The organism is Pseudomonas sp. M47T1 (assembly GCF_000263855.1).
In the GTDB taxonomy this organism is placed as follows: domain Bacteria; phylum Pseudomonadota; class Gammaproteobacteria; order Pseudomonadales; family Pseudomonadaceae; genus Aquipseudomonas.
In genome coordinates this window covers 1-17,195 of sequence record NZ_AJWX01000012.1, presented here as the reverse complement: position 1 = coordinate 17,195, position 17,195 = coordinate 1, and the positions used below count along the sequence as shown (strand labels likewise).

Genomic DNA, 17,195 nt, shown 5'->3' with positions numbered 1-17,195 from the left:
GCGCACCGCGGCGCAAGACACGGCCTGCGGCCGTTACAGGGGGGCGTAGTGGCTGGGCGCATGGCCCAACTGGCGCTTGAACATGGCGCTGAACGCGCTGGGGCTCTGGTAGCCGTGTTCCAACGCCACTTCGAGGATGCTGGCCCCGGACACCAGGCGCTGCAGGCTGAGGATCAAGCGCGTGCGGGTGCGCCATTCGCCGAAAGTCATGCCCAGTTCGCGCTGAAACAGCCGCGCCAGGGTGCGCGAACTCATGCTGCTGTGATCAGCCCAGTGCTGCAGAGTGGATTCCTGCGAGGGGTCGGCGACAAAGGCTTCGCACAGCGCCTTGAGCCGCGGCTGGCTGGGCAGTGGCACGTGAGTGGCCACCGGCGGCGCCACCTGCAGTTCGGCGAACAGCAGGCCCAGCAAGAATTGGTCACGCCCCTCACGGTGCGCCGCGCCCAGGCCACCGATGGCCGCCAGGATCAATTCACGCACCAGCGTCGACACCTGTACCACCTGGCACGACGATACGGCAAACCCCAGCGCCGACGGGTCGATGAACAGTGTGCGCATCTGCACATCGCCGGTCATGCGGATCTCGTGCTCCATAGCGGCCGGCAACCACAGCGCATGACCCGGAGGCACTACCCAACTGCCCTGGGCGGTGGTCACGCGCATGACCCCGGCCGTGGCATGGATCAGTTGGACCTGGGCATGACAGTGCGCAGCAATGACCTCGCCGCTGACGTAATCATCGGCACAGGCCAGCACGGGGTACCGGTCGAACATGCGGGGTCAGTCCCGATGCTGCCGGGGAATCAGCGCCTGCAGTTGCTGCGCCAGGTAGTCGGCGGTCAGCAGGTGCACTTCCGGCTCCTTGGCGCCACGGTCCTTGCGCCACTGCCAGTCAGTGGACGGCGGGGTGCAATTGAGGCTGATGCTGCCGAAACGATCGGAGGTCAGGCCCATCACCGACAACGACACCACGCCCTTGGCCCCCATGACTTCGGGCACGAATTCAACGCTGCGCAGTGCCAGGGTGATGGTCAGCTTGTGACTGGCGAACGGCGATACCGGCGCCGGGAAGCTGGCGTTAGCGGCCAGGAACGGCTCACGGGTGACGTCCAACAGGCCGCTGTCCTTGAGGGGTTGCAACCAGTGCTCGATCTGTTCGTACAAGGTACTGATGCTCAGGGTCCAGTGACTGCACTGGGCCTCGAACTGCTGTTTCTTGTGTTCTTCGCTCAGGGCGTATTGCTTGAGCATCTCGCCCAGTTGCTGGACTTCATCCATTGCCGCCTGTCTCCTCAAGAGGCCGATGCCAGGTGCCGGCGCAAATCGCCAACCGCCTGTTCGACCGTAGCACTGTACCCTGCCCAGCTGGCGGCCAACATCAAATTGCGCGGCAGGTTGAAATCTTCCACGGCAAAACCCTGGGGATCGTAGCCCTGGGCGTCGTGATGGACCTGCTCGCGCAGGCTGCGGTCCGGGGCGAAGTAGGCCCACACCGGCTTGCCCAGGGCCACCGCCAGGCCCACTTCGAAAGCGGTGCCGGAGTCCGGTTCCTGGCCGCGGAACACATTGAGGTTGGCCAGCACAGCGTCGCATCGGCGGATCATGGCGATGTTCTGCTGGCAGATCAGCCGCGCCGCTGCCAAGCCTTCGACACCCACCGGCAATTCGTTGTCGAATGGGTACAGGCCTTCCAGGCCCTGTTCGGCGCACAGCACCTTGAGGTATTGCCCGTAGACCAAGGCGTCGCGGCGAAACACATCGAAACCGGCGAGGTAAACCGGGGTATGCGCGGTCATGAAGCGTCTCCTGAACATCAGTACAGCAACCGAATGGCGTTCATCGCCTGGTAGGTGCCGGGCGTGCCTGCCTGCCCCGCCTGCATGCGCGCATACACGGTGTAGGTACGGGTGGCACTGGTGTAGGCCGCCAGGGTGTAGCGATCACCGGCAAACGCCTGACCGTGCAGAATCGGCTGGCGACCGTTGGCCATGAACAACTGATACTGGGCCGTACCGCTGCCATTGCGCAAGGCGTGCTCAGTACTGTCGGCACTGTCCATGTACAGGCTGTAGCCAACACTTGCGGCACTGGCACCGGCCTCGCAGGTCACGGTGACGCTGGCGGTGCTGCTTTGCACCCGGTCGGCCACGCCGGCCACCTGGCCAAAAAGCAGGGGCGTGGAAGCAACTGAGCAGCGGTAGGCCAGTGCTGCCGGGCTCAAGGGTAGCAATATCAGCAGAAGCAACGGGCGCATGGGTGGGTCCTCATTGGCAGGTCAAGGGGCCGATGTCGGGGATACGCCCCGGCTCGGCGTGATAGTCGAACGTGACGGTGCAGCCCGCATGCCCAGGGGCCTGCACGCGAACCTGGTCGTGGGCCGCCAGTTGCTGGAAAAACGCAGCGCCGTCGTAACCCAGCAGTGCCTGCTCGCCGCTGCCCATCAGGGTAGCGCTGGCGCCCACGGGCAGCGGGTGGTGCGCGGTATCGACCAGGTACAGGGTGGCGCTGCGCTGGTGATGCACGGCGAAATGCGCACGTACCCCACTGCGGTCGCCGGGGGTCAGGTGCAACTGGTCAGAGTCCAGGTCCACGTCCAGCGGCACATCGCCCGGGTCGATGGACAGGTGGTTGTCTTCATAGGCACGCAGGTGGTCGACAAACAGCAAGCCATTGCCGTTGGTACGCCCCAGATCGCGGTTTTCCTGGCGCACGGTGACGCCCGCCAGGCCGTCGGTGTCCACCACGGCGAAGGCGTCATCGATGGTGTTGGAGGCGAACAGGTGGCTGCCCAGCAAGGTCACCGCGCCCTGGGCGCTGGCGCGCAAGTCGGTTTCAGTGGCGCTGCGTTCGGCCTCGCCACCGAACAGGCCATAGGCCGACTTGTAGCTCAGGGCCAGGTCATCACGGTCAATGTCACCGGTCTCGCGGGCCACGCGCCAGCCCAGGTCGCCGCGCTCCACGGCCGGGCGCTCGGCCTGCACGGTCTGGTAGGCGGCACCGCCGCTGCGGCTGCTGGTGGCACTGAGGGTAGTGTCGTCGCCGAGGGGTATCGACAGGCCCAGGAACAGGCCGCTGCCGGTGGTGCCGGTGTAATCATGCACTGCCGTGACGGAGCCGTAGGCACCCCAGGGCAACGGCCGGGAATAGCTGACTGACAGCGCAGTGGTCTGTACGCTGCTGGAGGTCAGGGCGTATTCGTCATAGATGTTCACGCGCTTCTTGGTGAACACCACGCCCAGCGAACCCAGCCCTGGCAGCGACCAGCCCAGATTGGCGCTCAGGGCCGTGCCGGGGCGGTCGTCGCCGTTGGCCGAAGCCAGGTCGTTGAAGGCGTGATCGGCGCGCAATAGGCTGACGCCAGCATTGAAGAAGTGGCTGGCATGGCTGAAGCCCACCCCATACTGTTTGCCACCCTGCCCATGGTACTGGCTGCCGGCAAGCGACAGGTTGAGCACGCCGACCTGGCCCAGCAGCCAGTCAAGCCCTGCCCCGCCCATGGCCAGGGTGTCGCTGCCTTCCAGGTGCGATTCCCAGGTGAACCGTTCATTGACGCCGTGGCGCCAACTGAAGGAAGCGGCGCCCTGGGTGTAATCGTCGGACTGGCTGGCGTAATGCGTGCGCACGCTGCCCGCTTCCACGCAAAGTGCATCCAGGCCCGGGCTCAGCAGCAGGCTGCTGGTATAGAACGGCAGGGTCTGGGTGGTCTGCCGGCCGCTGGCGTCCTTGACCACCACGGCAATGTCACCGCTTCCGGTGGCCACCGGCAACTGGCTGGCTTCGAAGGGGCCCGGGTCGACCTGGCCGGACAGTTGGTGCAGGCCATTGACGTAGATGTCCACGGACGAGGGCACCGCCACGCTGGAGCTGATGCCGGGGCGCGGGTAGGTGACAAGGTCAGGGCGCAGGCCGAAATTGGTCGCCATCTGCACGCCGGCCAGGCGCACCGGGCGGGTCCAGGCAAGGCCGCCGTTGACGAAGTCACCGACTTTCCAGCTGCGCAGGTGGTCGAGGTCGGCGCGGCTCCACGTGGTATCCAGGCGCACGGTGTTGTCCACCGTGGCGGTTTTGCTGTGTAGACTACTGGTTTCCAGCACGCCGGGGCCGCCCAGCAGGCGCAGGGTGGCCAGGGTGCTGGTGCTGTCCTGGCCGTCGGCGCGGGTGTACTGGGTGTCGTAGTTGAGCACGGCAGCCAAGTCGCTGGTCACCTGCTGGCTGGCACTGCGCGCCGGGTCATGGCGCAGTTCCTGGGCCACCAGGTCGCGGTCGGGCAGGTCCAGGTATAGGCGCTGGGCACCACGGTCATAGCGAAAATGGCCACCGGGCAGCGCCGCCAGGTCAACCGGGCCGGCGCCGTCGGGGCTGCGAATGCCCAACTGGGGCAACTGGTCGGCGGCCACCCACAAGTGGCTTAGCTGCTCGTCTACTTCCTGGGCCGCAGCGCGGCTGCGGCCGTTGACCAAAACCTCCAGCAGCAGGGTATCGGCCTGCGCCATCAACGGAGTAGCCAGTGCCAGCAGCAACAGCAGGCCCTGGTGAAACCGCCCGTTCAACGGCCTTGATCAAGGGTCAGCCAGCTGTCCATTGCAGTGCCGCGGCCCACCGTGGTCAGGTGCAGGCGTGCGCCGCCCTGAAGCCCCGAGGCGGACGGGGTGATCAACCAGCGGCCATCCTGGCCGGCCAGCAAATAAGGCAATGCCGGGCGTGACAGCTTAAGCTTATGGCCATCGGCGGTGGCCAGTGTCAGGTTGGCCAGTTGCGCATGGGCCTGGCCGGCATTATGCGCCAGCAGGTACCACTGGCCGTTTTCCTGCGCTGCGTGCCACTGCACGTCAGCCTTGGCCCGCGCGGGGGCGCTGGCAAAAACCGGCACCGTCAGGCGGAAGTCCAGGGCCACCTTGCTCGGGTCGGCGTCGGGCAACTGGTCGAAGATCACCCGGTAGGCCTGCTCGCCAGCGGCGGGCGCCTGGCGCAACAGGATACGCACGGTCTGAGACTGTCCGGGGGCAATGCTGGCAAAGGGCGGGCTGACCAGCAGGGCCTGGGTCGGCTCCAGTTCGTCCTGGTTATTCGCCTGGCGCCATTGAAAACTGCGCACCTGCACACGGGTTTCGTGGTCGGCGCGGTTGGTGAGGGTGAAACTGGCCGTGCGCTGGCCGGCCTCCAGGGCCTGGGCAATGGGGATGATGTCCAGTGCCTGGGCCCAGGCCTGTGGCGCAAGCGCGCACAGGCCGGCCAGTGCACAGGCCCCGTAAAGGCGTGTGGCAAGGTTCATGACGGGGACTCTGTGGGGTGGATCAGTAGTTGACGGTGACGACGACGGTGTCGGCGTAGCTACCGGTGCTGGCGGTCAGTTGGTCGGCGGCGATCTTGCCGTACACGCTGATGGTTTGCGCAGCGCCAGTGCCGGTATCGGCCAGGGTGTCGGTACCCGTGGTATTGCCCCAGGTGGTGGCGTAGCTGCTGTCCTGATAAAGGCCATAGCTCAGGGTGGAGGTGCTGTCCGAGGCGTTGGTCAGCAGGCGCGCCGAAGTGGTGGCGTCCGTGCCAGCACCGGCGCCCAGGGCGATGGTGTAAGGCGCATCATTGGTGCAGGTCACCGACAGGTCGGCGGACGCGGTCACCGCCGTCCCCGAATAGGAACCGAAGGCCAGCGCGCCGGCCGACACTGAACAGGTGGCAACCACGGTGGCGCTGACGCTCATGTTGGCGGTGGATGCGTTGGCGTTGCCGGACAAAGCGACGCCCAGGCCGATCAGGGCAACGGCCCCGGCCTTGAAGAAAGTGCGAGTGGACATGTGAGTTCCTGCAGAAGCGTTGGGTAAGTGTGAGCCCCAGGGGTCTGAATGCCGCCCGGTGACCTTTTAAAGCTTACGTCCCATGACTTTTGCAGGCGCAGCGAAACCGTTGCACATCCGGCCATAACCGCTGCACATCCGGCCACCTCAGCCTTGCCAGCTACAGATCCACAGAATGCGGCCGATCACGCTCAGTTCTGCCCGGCGTTTGGCCGGCAGGTGCAGGTCGCGAAACTGCTCGTTGATGGCCAGTACCGTCAACGTGCCGTCGCACTGGTGTTGCAGGCGTTGCACGCGCACGGTACCGGCCAGTTCCAGCAGGTACAGGCCGTCGCCCGCCAGGCCCGGTGCACTGCGATCGAGCAGCACGATGCCGCCCTCGGCCAGCGGCACGCAGCCTTGCCCCCGGGGCACACGCACCGCCAGCACGTTGCGCTCGGCCAGGCCGCGCTGCTGCAGTTCGACTCGGCTCAGGGCCAAAGGTTCGCCGGCCGCCACGCTGCCCGGCCACGCCAGCCCGGCGGCGCAGGCCTGCGCCGGGTAAGCGGGCACCCACACCGTGTGCTCGTCACCGGCAGGGGGCGCCTCGCTGCCGGCGATCAGCCAGTCCAGGCTGACCCCGGCCGCGCGCGCCATGGCCAGGCACACCGCCAGGCTGGGGGCACTGCCGCCACGAATGTATTTGTACAACTGGGTTTCGTGCACGCCGGCCTGGCGCGCCAGGTTGCGCTTACCGCCTAGCGACTCAGCCATGTCGGCGATTCTCTGACCCAGGCCGTCGAGCGAGGGGGCGAACGCCTCCACGACTGTCAATCCTTTGGCATCCTCCAGGGACGCGGCGCGGGTCGACTGCTCCATCTTCATGCTGTTGAACTCTCGAAGTGCATAGCTTTAAGGCTTGACCACCTATAGCTAACTGACTATATTTTGACGTCTGTCTTTTGGCGACGCGTCAATATCCCGTGTCGACGGCTAAAGCGCGACCTGTAGATGACAGCCACTGGCCATAATTTGTCAGCGCGTCAGAAAATATTTCTGCCCGCTGCGCATCGCTCGTATAGCTATTAACGGCACATCTGGCGGGGGCTTGATTTTTTTGCACACCGCGACGCTCAACCCTACGCCCACGCCCTCCGCGCCCGTGCTGGACAGTACGCCCGGTGCCGTGCGTGATATCGCGATTCTCAGCTACCCCGGCTGCTACGTAGGGGATGTGATCAAGCTGCTGGAAACCCTGCACGCCCTGGACCTGCGCCCCTGCTGCAGCCTGCGCCGTGGTGCCAGCCTGCAGGCCCGGGTGTATTCGCTGGACGGCGCGCCGCTGCGCTCCCCGGCCATGCCCTGGGTGAGTGTGCAAACCCACCCCCTGGACCCGCCCGGGCCCGATGCGCCCGACACGCTGATCATCGCCCACGGCCCGGCGCAGGCCCTGGACACGGCCGCCACACCACTGCTGCGGTGGTTGCAAGCGGTGCAGCCGCGTGCCCGACGCGTGGTGGCCTTGGGTGCCGGGGTGTTCTGGCTGGCGGCGGCGCATTTGCTCGACGGCCGCCAGGTGACCACCCACAGCGCCCTGCGAACCTTGCTGGCGCTACGCTTTCCCGCCCTGGCCGTGCAATCCGGCGGCAGCGTGCAGATCGATGGCCCGTTCTACACCACCAATGAACGCATGAGCGCCAGCGACATGGCGCTGCTGTTGCTGCGCGACCACTGCGCCGCCGTACGCGGCCTGCCCTGCCCCCCCCTGGCCACCTCACCGCAGCCGCCCAGCCCGGACGGCCCTGCCCTGCGTCTGTGCCGCTGGTGGCTACAGCGCCTGGACCACCCCCTCAACGTGGCCCAGGCCGCCGCGTACCTGCACACCAGCGAACGCAACCTGCGGCGGCAACTGCGCCAGGACTGCGGCTGCTCGCCCCACGGGCTGCTGGTGTTGTTGCGCCTGGACATGGCGCGCCAGGCGCTGCTGGACAGCGACCTGCCAGTGGACAAGATTGGCCGGCGGGGCGGGTTTGGCGACGGCCAGCAACTGGCACGTTCGTTTCGCAAGTACCTGGGGCTGGCACCGGGCGAATACCGGCGCACGCGAACGCCGGCGCGGTTGCACGCCGATTACGCACGTTTGTTTGATGGAATTGCCCAGCCGGGGTGGCTGCTGCAACTGCGTCACGCAGAGCGCGTGACGCAATAGAGCTGAAGCCCCGAGCAGCCGCCAAGCCGTAGCTGCCCAAAGGCCGAGCGGCCGCCAGGCTGCGAAGGCGCGCGCAGGGTGCCCGCGATCGGCATGACACCGATGAAGGTCCTGCGGAACTTCGCAGCCTGACGGCATCTACGGAGTTCGTAGCAGCCGCAGGCCGCGTCAGGGGCGCCGCTTACAGGGTGTAGACCAGCGCCGAAATGGCCACCAGGCCAACAATCACCACAAACACGTTGGACAGCTTGCCCGCATACGCGCGCATGGCCGGCACGCGGCGGATGGCGTACATAGGCATCAGGAACAGGATGGCCGCGATCACTGGGCCGCCCAGGGTTTCGATCATGCCCAGGATGCTCGGGTTGAGCGTTGCCACCAGCCAGCACACCACCAGCATGAAGGCGGCGACCACACGGTCCATGGTCTTGGCAGCCGGGCGGCGACCGCTCTTGACGATCAGGCCCTTGAGGCCTTCGCTGGCGCCGATGTAGTGGCCCAGGAACGACTTGGCAATGGCCACGAACGCGATCAGCGGGGCGGCGAAGGCGATGGTCGGGTTGCTGAAGTGGTTGGCCAGGTACGACAGGATCGACAGGTTCTGCGCCTTCGCTTCAGCCAGTTGTGCCGGCGACAGGGTCAGCACGCAGCTGAACACGAAGAACAGCACCATAACCACCATCAGGCCGTGGGCGCGCGCCAGGATCTGCGAGCTGCGCTGCTCGGCGTTGGCCCCGTAGCGACGCTTTTGGTCGACGGCAAACGCGGAAATGATCGGCGAATGGTTGAACGAAAACACCATCACCGGAATGGCCAGCCACAAGGTGCGCAGGAAGGCCGAAGGCTCGGGCACGTCGTGCACGGTGGTAAGGATGCCGCCGGTCCAGTGCGGCACCAGGAACAATGCCAGCAGCAACAGAGCGACGATGAAGGGGTACACCATCAGGCTCATGGCCTTGACGATCACCCGCTCGCCGCAGCGCACCACGCCCAGCAGGCCGACAATCAGCACCAGCGCCAGCAAGGCACGTGGTGGCGGTTGCAGGTGCAGTTGGTGTTCGATGAAGCTGCCCACGGTGTTGGTCAGCGCCACGCTGTAGATCAGCAGGATGGGGAAGATGGCGAAGAAATACAGCAGGGTGATCAAGGCACCGGCGCGGGCGCCGAAGTGCTGTTCGACCACCTCGGTGATGTCGGCGCCTTCACGGCCCGACAACACGAAGCGGGTCAGGCCGCGGTGCGCATAGAAGGTCATCGGAAAGGCCAGCACGGCCAGGATCAGCAGGGGCCAGAAACCGCCCAGACCCGCATTGATCGGCAGGAACAGGGTTCCGGCGCCGATGGCTGTGCCAAACAGGCCCAGCATCCAGGTAGTGTCGTGACGGTTCCAACGGCTCAGCGTCGCTTGTGGCGCCGCATAGTGTTGGTCGAGGCTGTTGGCCTGTTCATTCATCCGGTCGAATCTCCGCTTGCCGGTTATTCATACGTGGCCGAGACGGGATGAAACATGAAGCAGGCAGCGCCCCGGCCATAAAAGGGGGGGCGATTGTCCGGGATTGTGCTTCAGAAGCAAAGACTTAGCTGAGCAACGGTCGCCAATACGCAGAGTTTTCAGCGTGGCAGTTTGCCGCAACCCGGTCAGTTTCGACCTGCGCTACCGGCAGTCGGGCTTTTTCTCGGGGACTGCGTTCAGCACGCTTCACAGCGACGGCAGCCTGGTGGCAGCGGCGACGCGCACTCGCCAAATGCGACATATTCGCCGATACATTCGTGAAATCAACGCGACACAACCCGGCGCGATGCTGCCCCTTCAGAACCATCCGGCCCAAGAGCCTCCTGCATGCCCAGCCTTCGCCTGCCGCGTTTCGCCCACTCCCTGTTCGCTCGCCTGTTTGGCATTTCGGTGATATCCATTGTGCTGGCCCATTGCCTGGCGTTCGTGTGGTTCCAGGCGTACGGCAAGGCTCATGACGATGCCAGGATGCAGGTGGAACACCTGCGCGAACTGCAAGCGGGCGAGCCCCTGCAACCGCCGCCCCACACTTTGTTTGGCGGGCCGGTGGTACCGCTGGTGATTCAGATGGCGTGCCTGGTGGCGGCGGCCTGGTATGGCGCCAAGCTCCTGTCACGGCCAATACAGCGTTTCAGCGCCGCCGCCGAACGCCTCAGCGACGACCTCGACAGCCCGCCCCTGCCGGTGCTCGAGTACGGGCTGCTGGAAGCACGCCAGGCCACCCAGACCTTCAATCACATGCAGTGGCGCATCCGCGAGCAACTGCGCCAGCGCGGCTACCTGCTGGGCGCCGTGTCCCACGACCTGCGCACGCCACTGTCGCGTCTCAAACTGCGCCTGGAGCTGTACGACGAAGCCCGGGAGCACATGGACATGCGCCAGGACATCGACGAAATGGTCAAGCTGCTGGACGCCACCCTGGCACTGGTCCACGAGCGCCCAGGCGGCCCGCCAACCCTGTAAGCCTGACGCAGCCCCGCAGCAGCCGCAGGCTGCGAAGGCCCGCACAGCGGCCCCGCGATCGACATGACAACGCCGAAGGTCCTGCGGATCTTTTCGCAGCCTGGCGGCAAGCTACAGGGGACCGGATTTCTGTAGCAGCGCCGCCAGTCCGCGTCACGGTCATCCCGCCAATAGAACTCACCGCGCGCAGGGCGGTCATCAGAAGACCGCCCCTCTCGGTGAGCATCATGGACACCTACAACCTCCAGCGTTTCGTGGAAGCGCAGCGACCGGTCTTTGACCAGGCCTTGCACGAACTGCAAGACGGGCAGAAACGCACCCACTGGATGTGGTTCATCTTTCCGCAGATCCAGGGCCTGGGCCGCACCGAGACCGCACGCCACTTCGCCATAAGTGGCGCCGGCGAGGCCTTGGCCTACCTGCAACACTCCACGCTGGGACCGCGCTTGCTGCAAGCCACCGAAGCCGTGGCGAGGTTTCAGGGGCGACCGATCAGCCAGATTCTCGCCCCACCCGATGACCTCAAGCTACGCTCGTGCATGACCTTATTTGCCAATGTCGCCGATGACCCACTGCCATTCAACCAGGTGCTGGACGCGTTTTTCGACGGCCAGCCAGATGCCAAGACACTCGACGCCCTGGGCCTATAGGCCATTGCCGGGCAGTCAACTCGCCAACTGCCGTCGCCAACGACGAAGCCGCGGAGCCATGACTGATGAACCTTATGCCACGCCACGCACTGGAAACCCTGCCCACCCTGGCCGATGAACGCTTGCAACGCTACCGCCAGGTTCGTCGCCACAGCGAACGGCTGGCAAGCCCGCTGAGCCCCGAGGACATGGTGGTGCAGTCGATGCCCGACGCCAGCCCCGGCAAGTGGCACCTGGCGCACATCACTTGGTTCTTTGAAACCTTCCTGCTGGCGCCCAACCTGCCCGAATACCGGCCGTTCGATGCCGACTTCGCCTACCTGTTCAATTCCTACTACGAGGCCATGGGCCCGCGCCAGCCACGCCCCCAGCGCGGGCTGATGACCCGCCCGGCGCTGGACCAGGTCATGGCCTACCGGCAATACGTGGACCTGCACATGGGCAGCCTGCTGGCCATGGACCTGGACGCCGCCACCTTGGCGCTGGTGGAACTGGGCCTGGCCCATGAGCAACAGCACCAGGAACTGCTGCTCATGGATATCCTGCACCTGTTCAGCCTGTCGGCGCTCAAACCAGCTTACGACCCAGCCTGGCCGGCCGATGCGCCGGGCCGCGAGGGCCAGCTCAAGGCGCTGGACGGCGGCCTGGTGGACATTGGCCATGACGGCGATGGCTTTGCCTTCGACAACGAAGGCCCGCGGCACAAGGTATACCTGGCGCCCTTCGAGATCAGCGATCGCCTGGTGACCAACGGCCAATGGCTGCGTTTCATGGCCGCCGGGGGCTATTCGACCGTGGGCCTGTGGTTGTCCGACGGCTGGGCCATGGCCCGCGATCAGGACTGGCAGGCGCCGCTTTACTGGCAACAGCACGGCGAGCAATGGCAGGTCATGACCCTGGCCGGGCTCAAGCCGGTGGACCCGGACGCTCCGGTTACCCACATCAGCTATTACGAGGCCTGCGCCTTTGCCGCCTGGGCCGAGGCGCGCCTGCCCACCGAAGCCGAATGGGAGCTGGCGGCCACCACAGGCCTGCTTGAACAGGTGGACGATGTGGCGTGGCAATGGACTCAGAGCGCCTATTGCGCGTACCCAGGCTTCCACCCGGCACCGTCGGCGGTGGGCGAGTACAACGGCAAATTCATGGTCAACCAGATGGTGTTGCGCGGCGGCGCCAGCATCAGCAGCCCCGACCACTGCCGGCCCAGCTATCGCAACTTCTTCACCCCGGGCCTGCGCTGGATGTTCAGCGGCCTGCGCCTGGCGCGTGATGCCTGCCAGCAAGGCGCGCATAACAGCGAGTTTGCCCGCGACGTAATCGCAGGTCTGTCGGCACCGCACAAAAGCCTGTCACCCAAGTACTTCTACGACGCCGCCGGTTCCCAGCTGTTTGAAGACATCTGCACCCTGCCCGAGTACTACCCTACCCGCGCCGAAACCAGCCTGCTGGTCGACGTGGCTGCCCAGATCGCCGCCGTGATTCCAAATGACGCGGCACTGGTGGAATTCGGCAGCGGTGCCAGCGACAAAATCGGCCTGTTACTGGACGCAGCGCCGCAGATCGGCGTGTACGTGCCCATCGACATCTGCCAGGACGCCCTGGACACCGCCGCCAGTAGCCTGCGCGAGCGCTACCCACACCTTGAGATCGCGCCCCAGGTAGACGACTTCACCCGTGCCCTGCACCTTCCGGCGGCCGTCAAGGGCCGGCCCCGGGTGGGCTTCTTCCCGGGTTCCACCATCGGCAACTTCACCCGGCCACAAGCCGTGCAGTTTTTGCGCTCGGCCCACACGCTGCTGGGGCGCAACGCCTTCTTTGTTGTCGGCGTCGACATGGTCAAGGAGCCGGCGCTGCTGGAAGCTGCCTACGATGACGCCCAGGGGGTGACCGCTGCCTTCAACCTCAACCTGCTCAAGCGCATGAACCGCGAGCTGGGGGGCAATTTCGTGATCGATGACTTCAGCCACCTGGCGCTCTGGAACGCCGAGCTGCAACGCATGGAAATGCACTTGGTGAGCCGCCGTGAACAGGTGGTACAGGTTGCAGGCCAAGCCTTCCATTTTGCCGAGGGCGAACGCCTGCACACCGAGAACTCGCACAAGTTCACCGTGGAGTCGTTCACTGAAATGGCCGCCCTCGGCGGCTGGCGCGTCTGCCACCAGTGGCTCAGCGCTGCACCGCAGGTGGCGTTGTTCTGCCTGTGCTGACACGGGGGTGACGAAGGCCGGGGCGACAGTCGTTTTGGTGCTAAATATTCAAACCAAAAACACTAAGACCGCCCGTCTCGGCTTTCTATAATCAATAAACTTTTATCGGCTTTGCCTTTCACAGTTAGTGCAGGGTCACTGGCCTTGCACATCCGATAAAACAGAGGAAGAGAATCATGGCTAACACAGGCAAGTCGAACCCAGGAAACTTCTCCAATGATCGTGAAAAGGCATCTGACGCCGGGAAAAAAGGCGGTCAGGCATCCTCCGGCTCGACTGCAGGCAAAATGCCAAATGAGCGGAGCAAAGCAACCCCCGACAGCAGTAAAAAAGGCGGTCAAGGCAGCCACGGTGGCGGCCGCAGCTAATCGCTGAGTCAGGGCCGGGGCGGCGTCCCCGGCCTGCATACACGACCCCAAGGACATGACGGTGACCCAACACATTGTTCATTTCCATTGCCAGATTGACCAAAGCACCCACGAGCGCTTGCGCGACCGCTGCCTGGAGGCATTGAAGGCGGGGGCCCAGTCGTTGTGGCTGAACATGTCGTCGTCGGGCGGCAGTACCAATTTCGGGTTCACCATCTATACGTTCATCAAGTCGCTGGGCATTCCGGTACGCACCATCAATTCAGGCAACATCGAATCCATGGGCATCATTGTTTACCTGGCCGGCACCGAACGCATCGCCGCGCCACAATCACGCTTCCTGATCCACCCCATGAACTGGTACTTCAGCCAGAGCTCCGTCGACCATTCACGCCTGCGCGAATACCTCTCCAGCCTGAACAATGACCTGGAACGCTACGTCACCATCTTCAAGGATGAAACCACGGACGCGGAACAGAAACTGGACATCTTCAAGTGCCTGTCGGCCGAAGAGAAAGTCATCGCCGCCGACGACTCCCTCACCTGTGGCATCGCCCACCGTCTCGAGCAAGTGGTGTTCCCCAAGGACGCCGTGCACTGGACCGTCAGCGGCGAGTAGACCCTGTCCGACAATCCAACTGAATTTTTTTCCGGGGCCAGGATCAGTTACAGGTCACAGGGAGGATATTCAGCTTTATGAACAGTGCAAAACTCTACGTCATTGACTACACCCTTCATGGCGAAGCGAAGTCGTTCATCATCCGCGCAGACACCATGGACAACGGTGAGGCGTGGCATTGGGCAAGTTGTGATGCAGGCGTGGGGAGGATCGGCCGGTTTGGCCGTGAACGGGTCAAGAAGACCAGCAAACCCCTGGCAGAGAAATTCGGTATCGAGGGAGTGAGTTGGCGACTGGCATAAAATAAAGGTTAATCAACCTCTATTACAATCGTGGGAAACAGCCTATATTTTCAGCGTGTACCCGCTGCCGCCCGGCTGCGGTCACGGCCCTTCATCATTCAGGGAGTAGCGAGATCATGCGGATTTTGATCGTGGGGGCCGGCGCGGTCGGCGGTTATTTCGGCGGCCGCCTGCTGGCCGCCGGGCGGGACGTGACCTTTCTGGTACGCGCCGGTCGCGGCCGGCAACTGGACGAACACGGCCTGCACGTACGCAGCCCGCTGGGGGACATCAACCTGCCCGCCGTGCCCTGGGTACAGGCCTCGGCCATCGACCGCCCCTTCGACCTGATCCTGTTGAGCTGCAAGGCCGGCCAACTGGACACGGTCATGGACGACCTGCGCCACGCCGTGGGTGCGCATACGCTGATCCTGCCCCTGCTCAACGGCATGCGCCACCTGGACCGGCTGGACGAGCGCTTTGGTGCCGACAAGGTGCTGGGCGGCAAGTGCTTTGTGTCTTTGGACAAGCTCGACGACGGCACCATCGTGCACTTCAACGAGCGTGACGACCTCGCCTTCGGCGCGCGAGTTGGCCAGGACAGCGGGCGCCTGCAGGCAGTGGCCCAGGCCCTGGACAATGCCGGCTTTGCCGCGCAACTGAGCCCAGACATCACCCAGGAAATGTGGGAAAAATGGACCTTCATCGCCACCGCCGGCGGTATCACCTGCCTAATGCGTGCCAGCGTGGGTGACGTGGTGGCGGCCGATGGCGTAGACCTGATCTGCGACTTGTACGAAGAATGCTCGGCCATCGCCCGCCAGGCCGGTTACCCCCCGCGCGAGCCAGCCCGCGAGGCGTTCCTGCAAGTACTGACCCAGCCAGGCTCGGCGCTGACCGCCTCGATGTTGCGTGACGTGGAACGCGGCGACCCTGCCGAGGCCGACCATGTAGTGGGCGACCTGCTGGAGCGGCGCCTGCCCGAAGAAGTGGAAACCCCGGACCGTTCAGTGCTGCGCCTGGCCTACACGCATCTGCGTGCCTACGCCGCGCGCCGCAAGCGCGAGCACCAGTGAACCGCCCTTTTTCGACCCTGTGACACCGAGATCGATCATGCCCCGCGTATCCCGCCAGCAAACCGAACGCAACCGCGAAATCATTCTGGAAGTGGCCACCCGGCTGTTCCGCGAGCGCGGTCTAAAGGGCCTTAGCGTCGCCGACGTGATGAGCGCCGCCGGCCTCACCCACGGTGGCTTCTACGGCCATTTCGATTCCAAGGAAGCCTTGGCCGCACAAGCGTGCCGCCAAGCCTTCGCGCAGTCGGTGCAACGCTGGGCCGAGCGCACCGCACCCACCCGCGACCGCAAGGGTGCGCGGCAGGCGCTGATCGACAATTACCTGGCCGACAACAACCGTGACCTGCCAGGCGAAGGCTGCCCCACCGTGGGCTTTGCCGGCGATGTGTGCCGCGAGCCTGCCGACAGTCCCTTGCGCAAGGCCTACCGTGAAGGCGTGCATGCATTGCTCGACGACTACGAAGCGGTCATGGACCCGCCACAGGCCGAGCAACGCCGGCAGGCCGCGCTGGTGGAGTACACCTTGATGGTCGGCGCCATCACCCTGGCCCGCGCCACCGAGGGCGACCCTTTGTCCGACGAAATACTGCACGCGGTGCGGGAGCACCTGACATGATCGCCTTCGAGCCCATCCTGGCCACCAGCGCCGAAACCCGCGAGCGCGTGCGCCAACTGCGCAACCAGCCCCAGGTGCGGCGTTTCATGTACACCGACCACGAAATCAGCCCCCAGGAGCACCAGGCCTGGCTCGCCAGCCTGGAAGGCAACGCGCGTCAGGCGGTGTACGTGGTCATGGTCGACGGCATCGCCTGCGGCCTGGTCTCGCTCAACGCCATCAACCTGCAGCATGGCAGCGCCGACTGGGCCTTCTACCTGGACAGCGAGTTGCAGGGCAAGGGCCTGGGCAGCCAGGTGGAATGCTGGCTGCTGGACCATGCCTTCAACGACGTGGGGCTGGCCAAGCTCAACTGCGAAGTACTGGCCAGCAACCCGGCCGTGGTGCGGTTGCATCAGAAGTTCGGCTTCACCCTGGAAGGCGTGCGACGGCAGAACGTGCTCAAGGACGGCCAGCGCCTGGGCGTGATGCTGCTGGGCATCACCGCCGAAGAATGGCACGCCCACCGCCCACAGATCATCGAACGTCTGGCGCGCCTGCCGCGCTGACCCCCTGTTTCAACAGCGGCGGAGCCGGCGTCAGCACCGTGCACCAAAGCCCGTCCTCAACGCCGCCGTCGCCGCTGAACATGAACTGCGGCCCGGCCCCCTCCTTGATTTTTTGCGACGCAGCAGCGATCCCCAGCCACGGCGACGCGTTCCCTACCTGGCCAAGCAGCGCATTGAGTTTGCACATTTCACCCTTATGGGCCTGCGGTAGCCCGGCGTCACTGAGCACAGTGGCCAGGCACAGGCTACGACGCGGGTCCACACCCGTCTGCCACACTCGTTCGATGGCACTGGCAGGCAGGGACGCCCACTCCAGCGCCTGATGCGCCGCATCGCGAAGCGCCTCGGGGCCGGCCTCGCGTTGCTGGCCC

General features: G+C 65.0%; 19 protein-coding genes and 1 pseudogene. 10 read left to right on the top strand and 10 right to left on the bottom strand.

Going from position 1 to position 17,195, the window contains the following annotated elements; genetic code table 11:
* Nucleotides 1-33 precede the first annotated feature (33 nt).
* The 8 genes from PMM47T1_RS14180 to PMM47T1_RS14145 form a co-directional block, all read right to left on the bottom strand.
* Nucleotides 34-774, bottom strand: a complete 741-nt coding sequence (locus PMM47T1_RS14180) for an AraC family transcriptional regulator (RefSeq protein WP_008369968.1) — start codon at nucleotides 772-774, stop codon at nucleotides 34-36.
* A 6-nt stretch (nucleotides 775-780) separates the two neighbouring features.
* Nucleotides 781-1,278: a hypothetical protein gene (locus tag PMM47T1_RS14175; protein WP_008369966.1), complete on the bottom strand. Its 498-nt coding sequence runs from the start codon at nucleotides 1,276-1,278 to the stop codon at nucleotides 781-783.
* 14 nt (nucleotides 1,279-1,292) lie between these two features.
* Nucleotides 1,293-1,796, bottom strand: coding sequence for a nucleoside 2-deoxyribosyltransferase (locus PMM47T1_RS14170; RefSeq protein ID WP_008369965.1), 504 nt, complete (start codon nucleotides 1,794-1,796; stop codon nucleotides 1,293-1,295).
* Nucleotides 1,797-1,813: 17 nt separating this feature from the next.
* A complete protein-coding gene (locus tag PMM47T1_RS14165; RefSeq protein ID WP_008369963.1) occupies nucleotides 1,814-2,254 on the bottom strand; it encodes a spore coat protein U domain-containing protein in 441 nt (146 codons plus the stop codon).
* A 10-nt stretch (nucleotides 2,255-2,264) separates the two neighbouring features.
* Nucleotides 2,265-4,550, bottom strand: a complete 2,286-nt coding sequence (locus tag PMM47T1_RS14160; protein WP_008369961.1) for a fimbria/pilus outer membrane usher protein — start codon at nucleotides 4,548-4,550, stop codon at nucleotides 2,265-2,267.
* Nucleotides 4,547-5,272 carry a fimbrial biogenesis chaperone gene (locus PMM47T1_RS14155; RefSeq protein WP_008369959.1) on the bottom strand — a complete coding sequence of 242 codons (726 nt, stop codon included), beginning with the start codon at nucleotides 5,270-5,272 and terminating at the stop codon, nucleotides 4,547-4,549. The genes PMM47T1_RS14160 and PMM47T1_RS14155 overlap by 4 nt, the downstream gene beginning before the upstream one ends.
* Nucleotides 5,273-5,294: 22 nt before the next feature.
* Nucleotides 5,295-5,795, bottom strand: a complete 501-nt coding sequence (locus tag PMM47T1_RS14150; protein WP_008369957.1) for a Csu type fimbrial protein — start codon at nucleotides 5,793-5,795, stop codon at nucleotides 5,295-5,297.
* A gap of 147 nt (nucleotides 5,796-5,942) precedes the next feature.
* Nucleotides 5,943-6,659 (bottom strand): XRE family transcriptional regulator, encoded by a 717-nt coding sequence (locus PMM47T1_RS14145; RefSeq protein ID WP_008369955.1) that lies wholly within the window; start codon nucleotides 6,657-6,659, stop codon nucleotides 5,943-5,945.
* Between the two features lie 223 nt (nucleotides 6,660-6,882).
* Here PMM47T1_RS14145 and PMM47T1_RS28680 point away from each other — a divergent pair, with 223 nt between their 5' ends.
* On the top strand, nucleotides 6,883-7,983 hold the full coding sequence (locus PMM47T1_RS28680; protein ID WP_008369953.1) for a GlxA family transcriptional regulator: 1,101 nt from the start codon (nucleotides 6,883-6,885) through the stop codon (nucleotides 7,981-7,983).
* A 181-nt stretch (nucleotides 7,984-8,164) separates the two neighbouring features.
* Here PMM47T1_RS28680 and PMM47T1_RS14135 read toward each other — a convergent pair whose 3' ends face one another.
* Nucleotides 8,165-9,436 carry a serine/threonine transporter gene (locus tag PMM47T1_RS14135; RefSeq protein ID WP_008369950.1) on the bottom strand — a complete coding sequence of 424 codons (1,272 nt, stop codon included), beginning with the start codon at nucleotides 9,434-9,436 and terminating at the stop codon, nucleotides 8,165-8,167.
* A gap of 387 nt (nucleotides 9,437-9,823) precedes the next feature.
* On the opposite strand from PMM47T1_RS14135, the gene PMM47T1_RS14130 reads away from it, so the two are divergent.
* From PMM47T1_RS14130 to pseH, 9 genes are all read left to right on the top strand, one after another.
* A complete protein-coding gene (locus PMM47T1_RS14130; RefSeq protein ID WP_008369947.1) occupies nucleotides 9,824-10,459 on the top strand; it encodes a histidine kinase dimerization/phospho-acceptor domain-containing protein in 636 nt (211 codons plus the stop codon).
* Between the two features lie 224 nt (nucleotides 10,460-10,683).
* The gene (locus PMM47T1_RS14125) at nucleotides 10,684-11,109 is read left to right on the top strand and encodes a DUF1810 domain-containing protein (protein ID WP_043301065.1); all 426 of its coding nucleotides are present in this window, start codon (nucleotides 10,684-10,686) and stop codon (nucleotides 11,107-11,109) included.
* A 65-nt stretch (nucleotides 11,110-11,174) separates the two neighbouring features.
* A complete protein-coding gene (egtB, locus tag PMM47T1_RS14120) occupies nucleotides 11,175-13,316 on the top strand; it encodes an ergothioneine biosynthesis protein EgtB (protein WP_008369943.1) in 2,142 nt (713 codons plus the stop codon).
* A 176-nt stretch (nucleotides 13,317-13,492) separates the two neighbouring features.
* Nucleotides 13,493-13,684, top strand: coding sequence for a KGG domain-containing protein (locus PMM47T1_RS29105; RefSeq protein ID WP_081492653.1), 192 nt, complete (start codon nucleotides 13,493-13,495; stop codon nucleotides 13,682-13,684).
* A gap of 61 nt (nucleotides 13,685-13,745) precedes the next feature.
* Nucleotides 13,746-14,303 carry an ATP-dependent Clp protease proteolytic subunit gene (locus tag PMM47T1_RS14115; RefSeq protein WP_043301062.1) on the top strand — a complete coding sequence of 186 codons (558 nt, stop codon included), beginning with the start codon at nucleotides 13,746-13,748 and terminating at the stop codon, nucleotides 14,301-14,303.
* A gap of 77 nt (nucleotides 14,304-14,380) precedes the next feature.
* Complete coding sequence (locus tag PMM47T1_RS14110) at nucleotides 14,381-14,605, top strand: DUF6555 family protein (RefSeq protein ID WP_008369939.1); 225 nt, start codon at nucleotides 14,381-14,383, stop codon at nucleotides 14,603-14,605.
* A gap of 116 nt (nucleotides 14,606-14,721) precedes the next feature.
* On the top strand, nucleotides 14,722-15,660 hold the full coding sequence (panE, locus tag PMM47T1_RS14105; protein WP_008369936.1) for a 2-dehydropantoate 2-reductase: 939 nt from the start codon (nucleotides 14,722-14,724) through the stop codon (nucleotides 15,658-15,660).
* 37 nt (nucleotides 15,661-15,697) lie between these two features.
* Nucleotides 15,698-16,276, top strand: a complete 579-nt coding sequence (locus PMM47T1_RS14100) for a TetR/AcrR family transcriptional regulator (protein ID WP_008369933.1) — start codon at nucleotides 15,698-15,700, stop codon at nucleotides 16,274-16,276.
* Nucleotides 16,276-16,824: a UDP-4-amino-4,6-dideoxy-N-acetyl-beta-L-altrosamine N-acetyltransferase gene (gene pseH / locus PMM47T1_RS14095; protein ID WP_085989344.1), complete on the top strand. Its 549-nt coding sequence runs from the start codon at nucleotides 16,276-16,278 to the stop codon at nucleotides 16,822-16,824. Before PMM47T1_RS14100 ends, pseH begins: the two co-directional genes overlap by 1 nt.
* Here pseH and PMM47T1_RS14090 read toward each other — a convergent pair.
* Nucleotides 16,793-17,195 (bottom strand): annotated as a pseudogene (locus tag PMM47T1_RS14090) (hypothetical protein); the annotation flags it as partial. The gene pseH and the pseudogene PMM47T1_RS14090 sit on opposite strands and share 32 nt — an antisense overlap.

Bases quoted from the DNA above. Each gene is read 5' to 3' on its own strand.
- PMM47T1_RS14180 (WP_008369968.1), bottom strand. From the start codon at position 774: ATGTTCGACCGGTACCCCGTGCTGGCCTGTGCCGATGATTACGTCAGC.
- PMM47T1_RS14175 (WP_008369966.1), bottom strand. From the start codon at position 1,278: ATGGATGAAGTCCAGCAACTGGGCGAGATGCTCAAGCAATACGCCCTG.
- PMM47T1_RS14170 (WP_008369965.1), bottom strand. From the start codon at position 1,796: ATGACCGCGCATACCCCGGTTTACCTCGCCGGTTTCGATGTGTTTCGC.
- PMM47T1_RS14165 (WP_008369963.1), bottom strand. From the start codon at position 2,254: ATGCGCCCGTTGCTTCTGCTGATATTGCTACCCTTGAGCCCGGCAGCA.
- PMM47T1_RS14155 (WP_008369959.1), bottom strand. From the start codon at position 5,272: ATGAACCTTGCCACACGCCTTTACGGGGCCTGTGCACTGGCCGGCCTG.
- PMM47T1_RS14150 (WP_008369957.1), bottom strand. From the start codon at position 5,795: ATGTCCACTCGCACTTTCTTCAAGGCCGGGGCCGTTGCCCTGATCGGC.
- PMM47T1_RS14145 (WP_008369955.1), bottom strand. From the start codon at position 6,659: ATGAAGATGGAGCAGTCGACCCGCGCCGCGTCCCTGGAGGATGCCAAA.
- PMM47T1_RS14135 (WP_008369950.1), bottom strand. From the start codon at position 9,436: ATGAATGAACAGGCCAACAGCCTCGACCAACACTATGCGGCGCCACAA.
- PMM47T1_RS14130 (WP_008369947.1), top strand. From the start codon at position 9,824: ATGCCCAGCCTTCGCCTGCCGCGTTTCGCCCACTCCCTGTTCGCTCGC.
- egtB (WP_008369943.1), top strand. From the start codon at position 11,175: ATGAACCTTATGCCACGCCACGCACTGGAAACCCTGCCCACCCTGGCC.
- PMM47T1_RS29105 (WP_081492653.1), top strand. From the start codon at position 13,493: ATGGCTAACACAGGCAAGTCGAACCCAGGAAACTTCTCCAATGATCGT.
- PMM47T1_RS14110 (WP_008369939.1), top strand. From the start codon at position 14,381: ATGAACAGTGCAAAACTCTACGTCATTGACTACACCCTTCATGGCGAA.
- panE (WP_008369936.1), top strand. From the start codon at position 14,722: ATGCGGATTTTGATCGTGGGGGCCGGCGCGGTCGGCGGTTATTTCGGC.
- PMM47T1_RS14100 (WP_008369933.1), top strand. From the start codon at position 15,698: ATGCCCCGCGTATCCCGCCAGCAAACCGAACGCAACCGCGAAATCATT.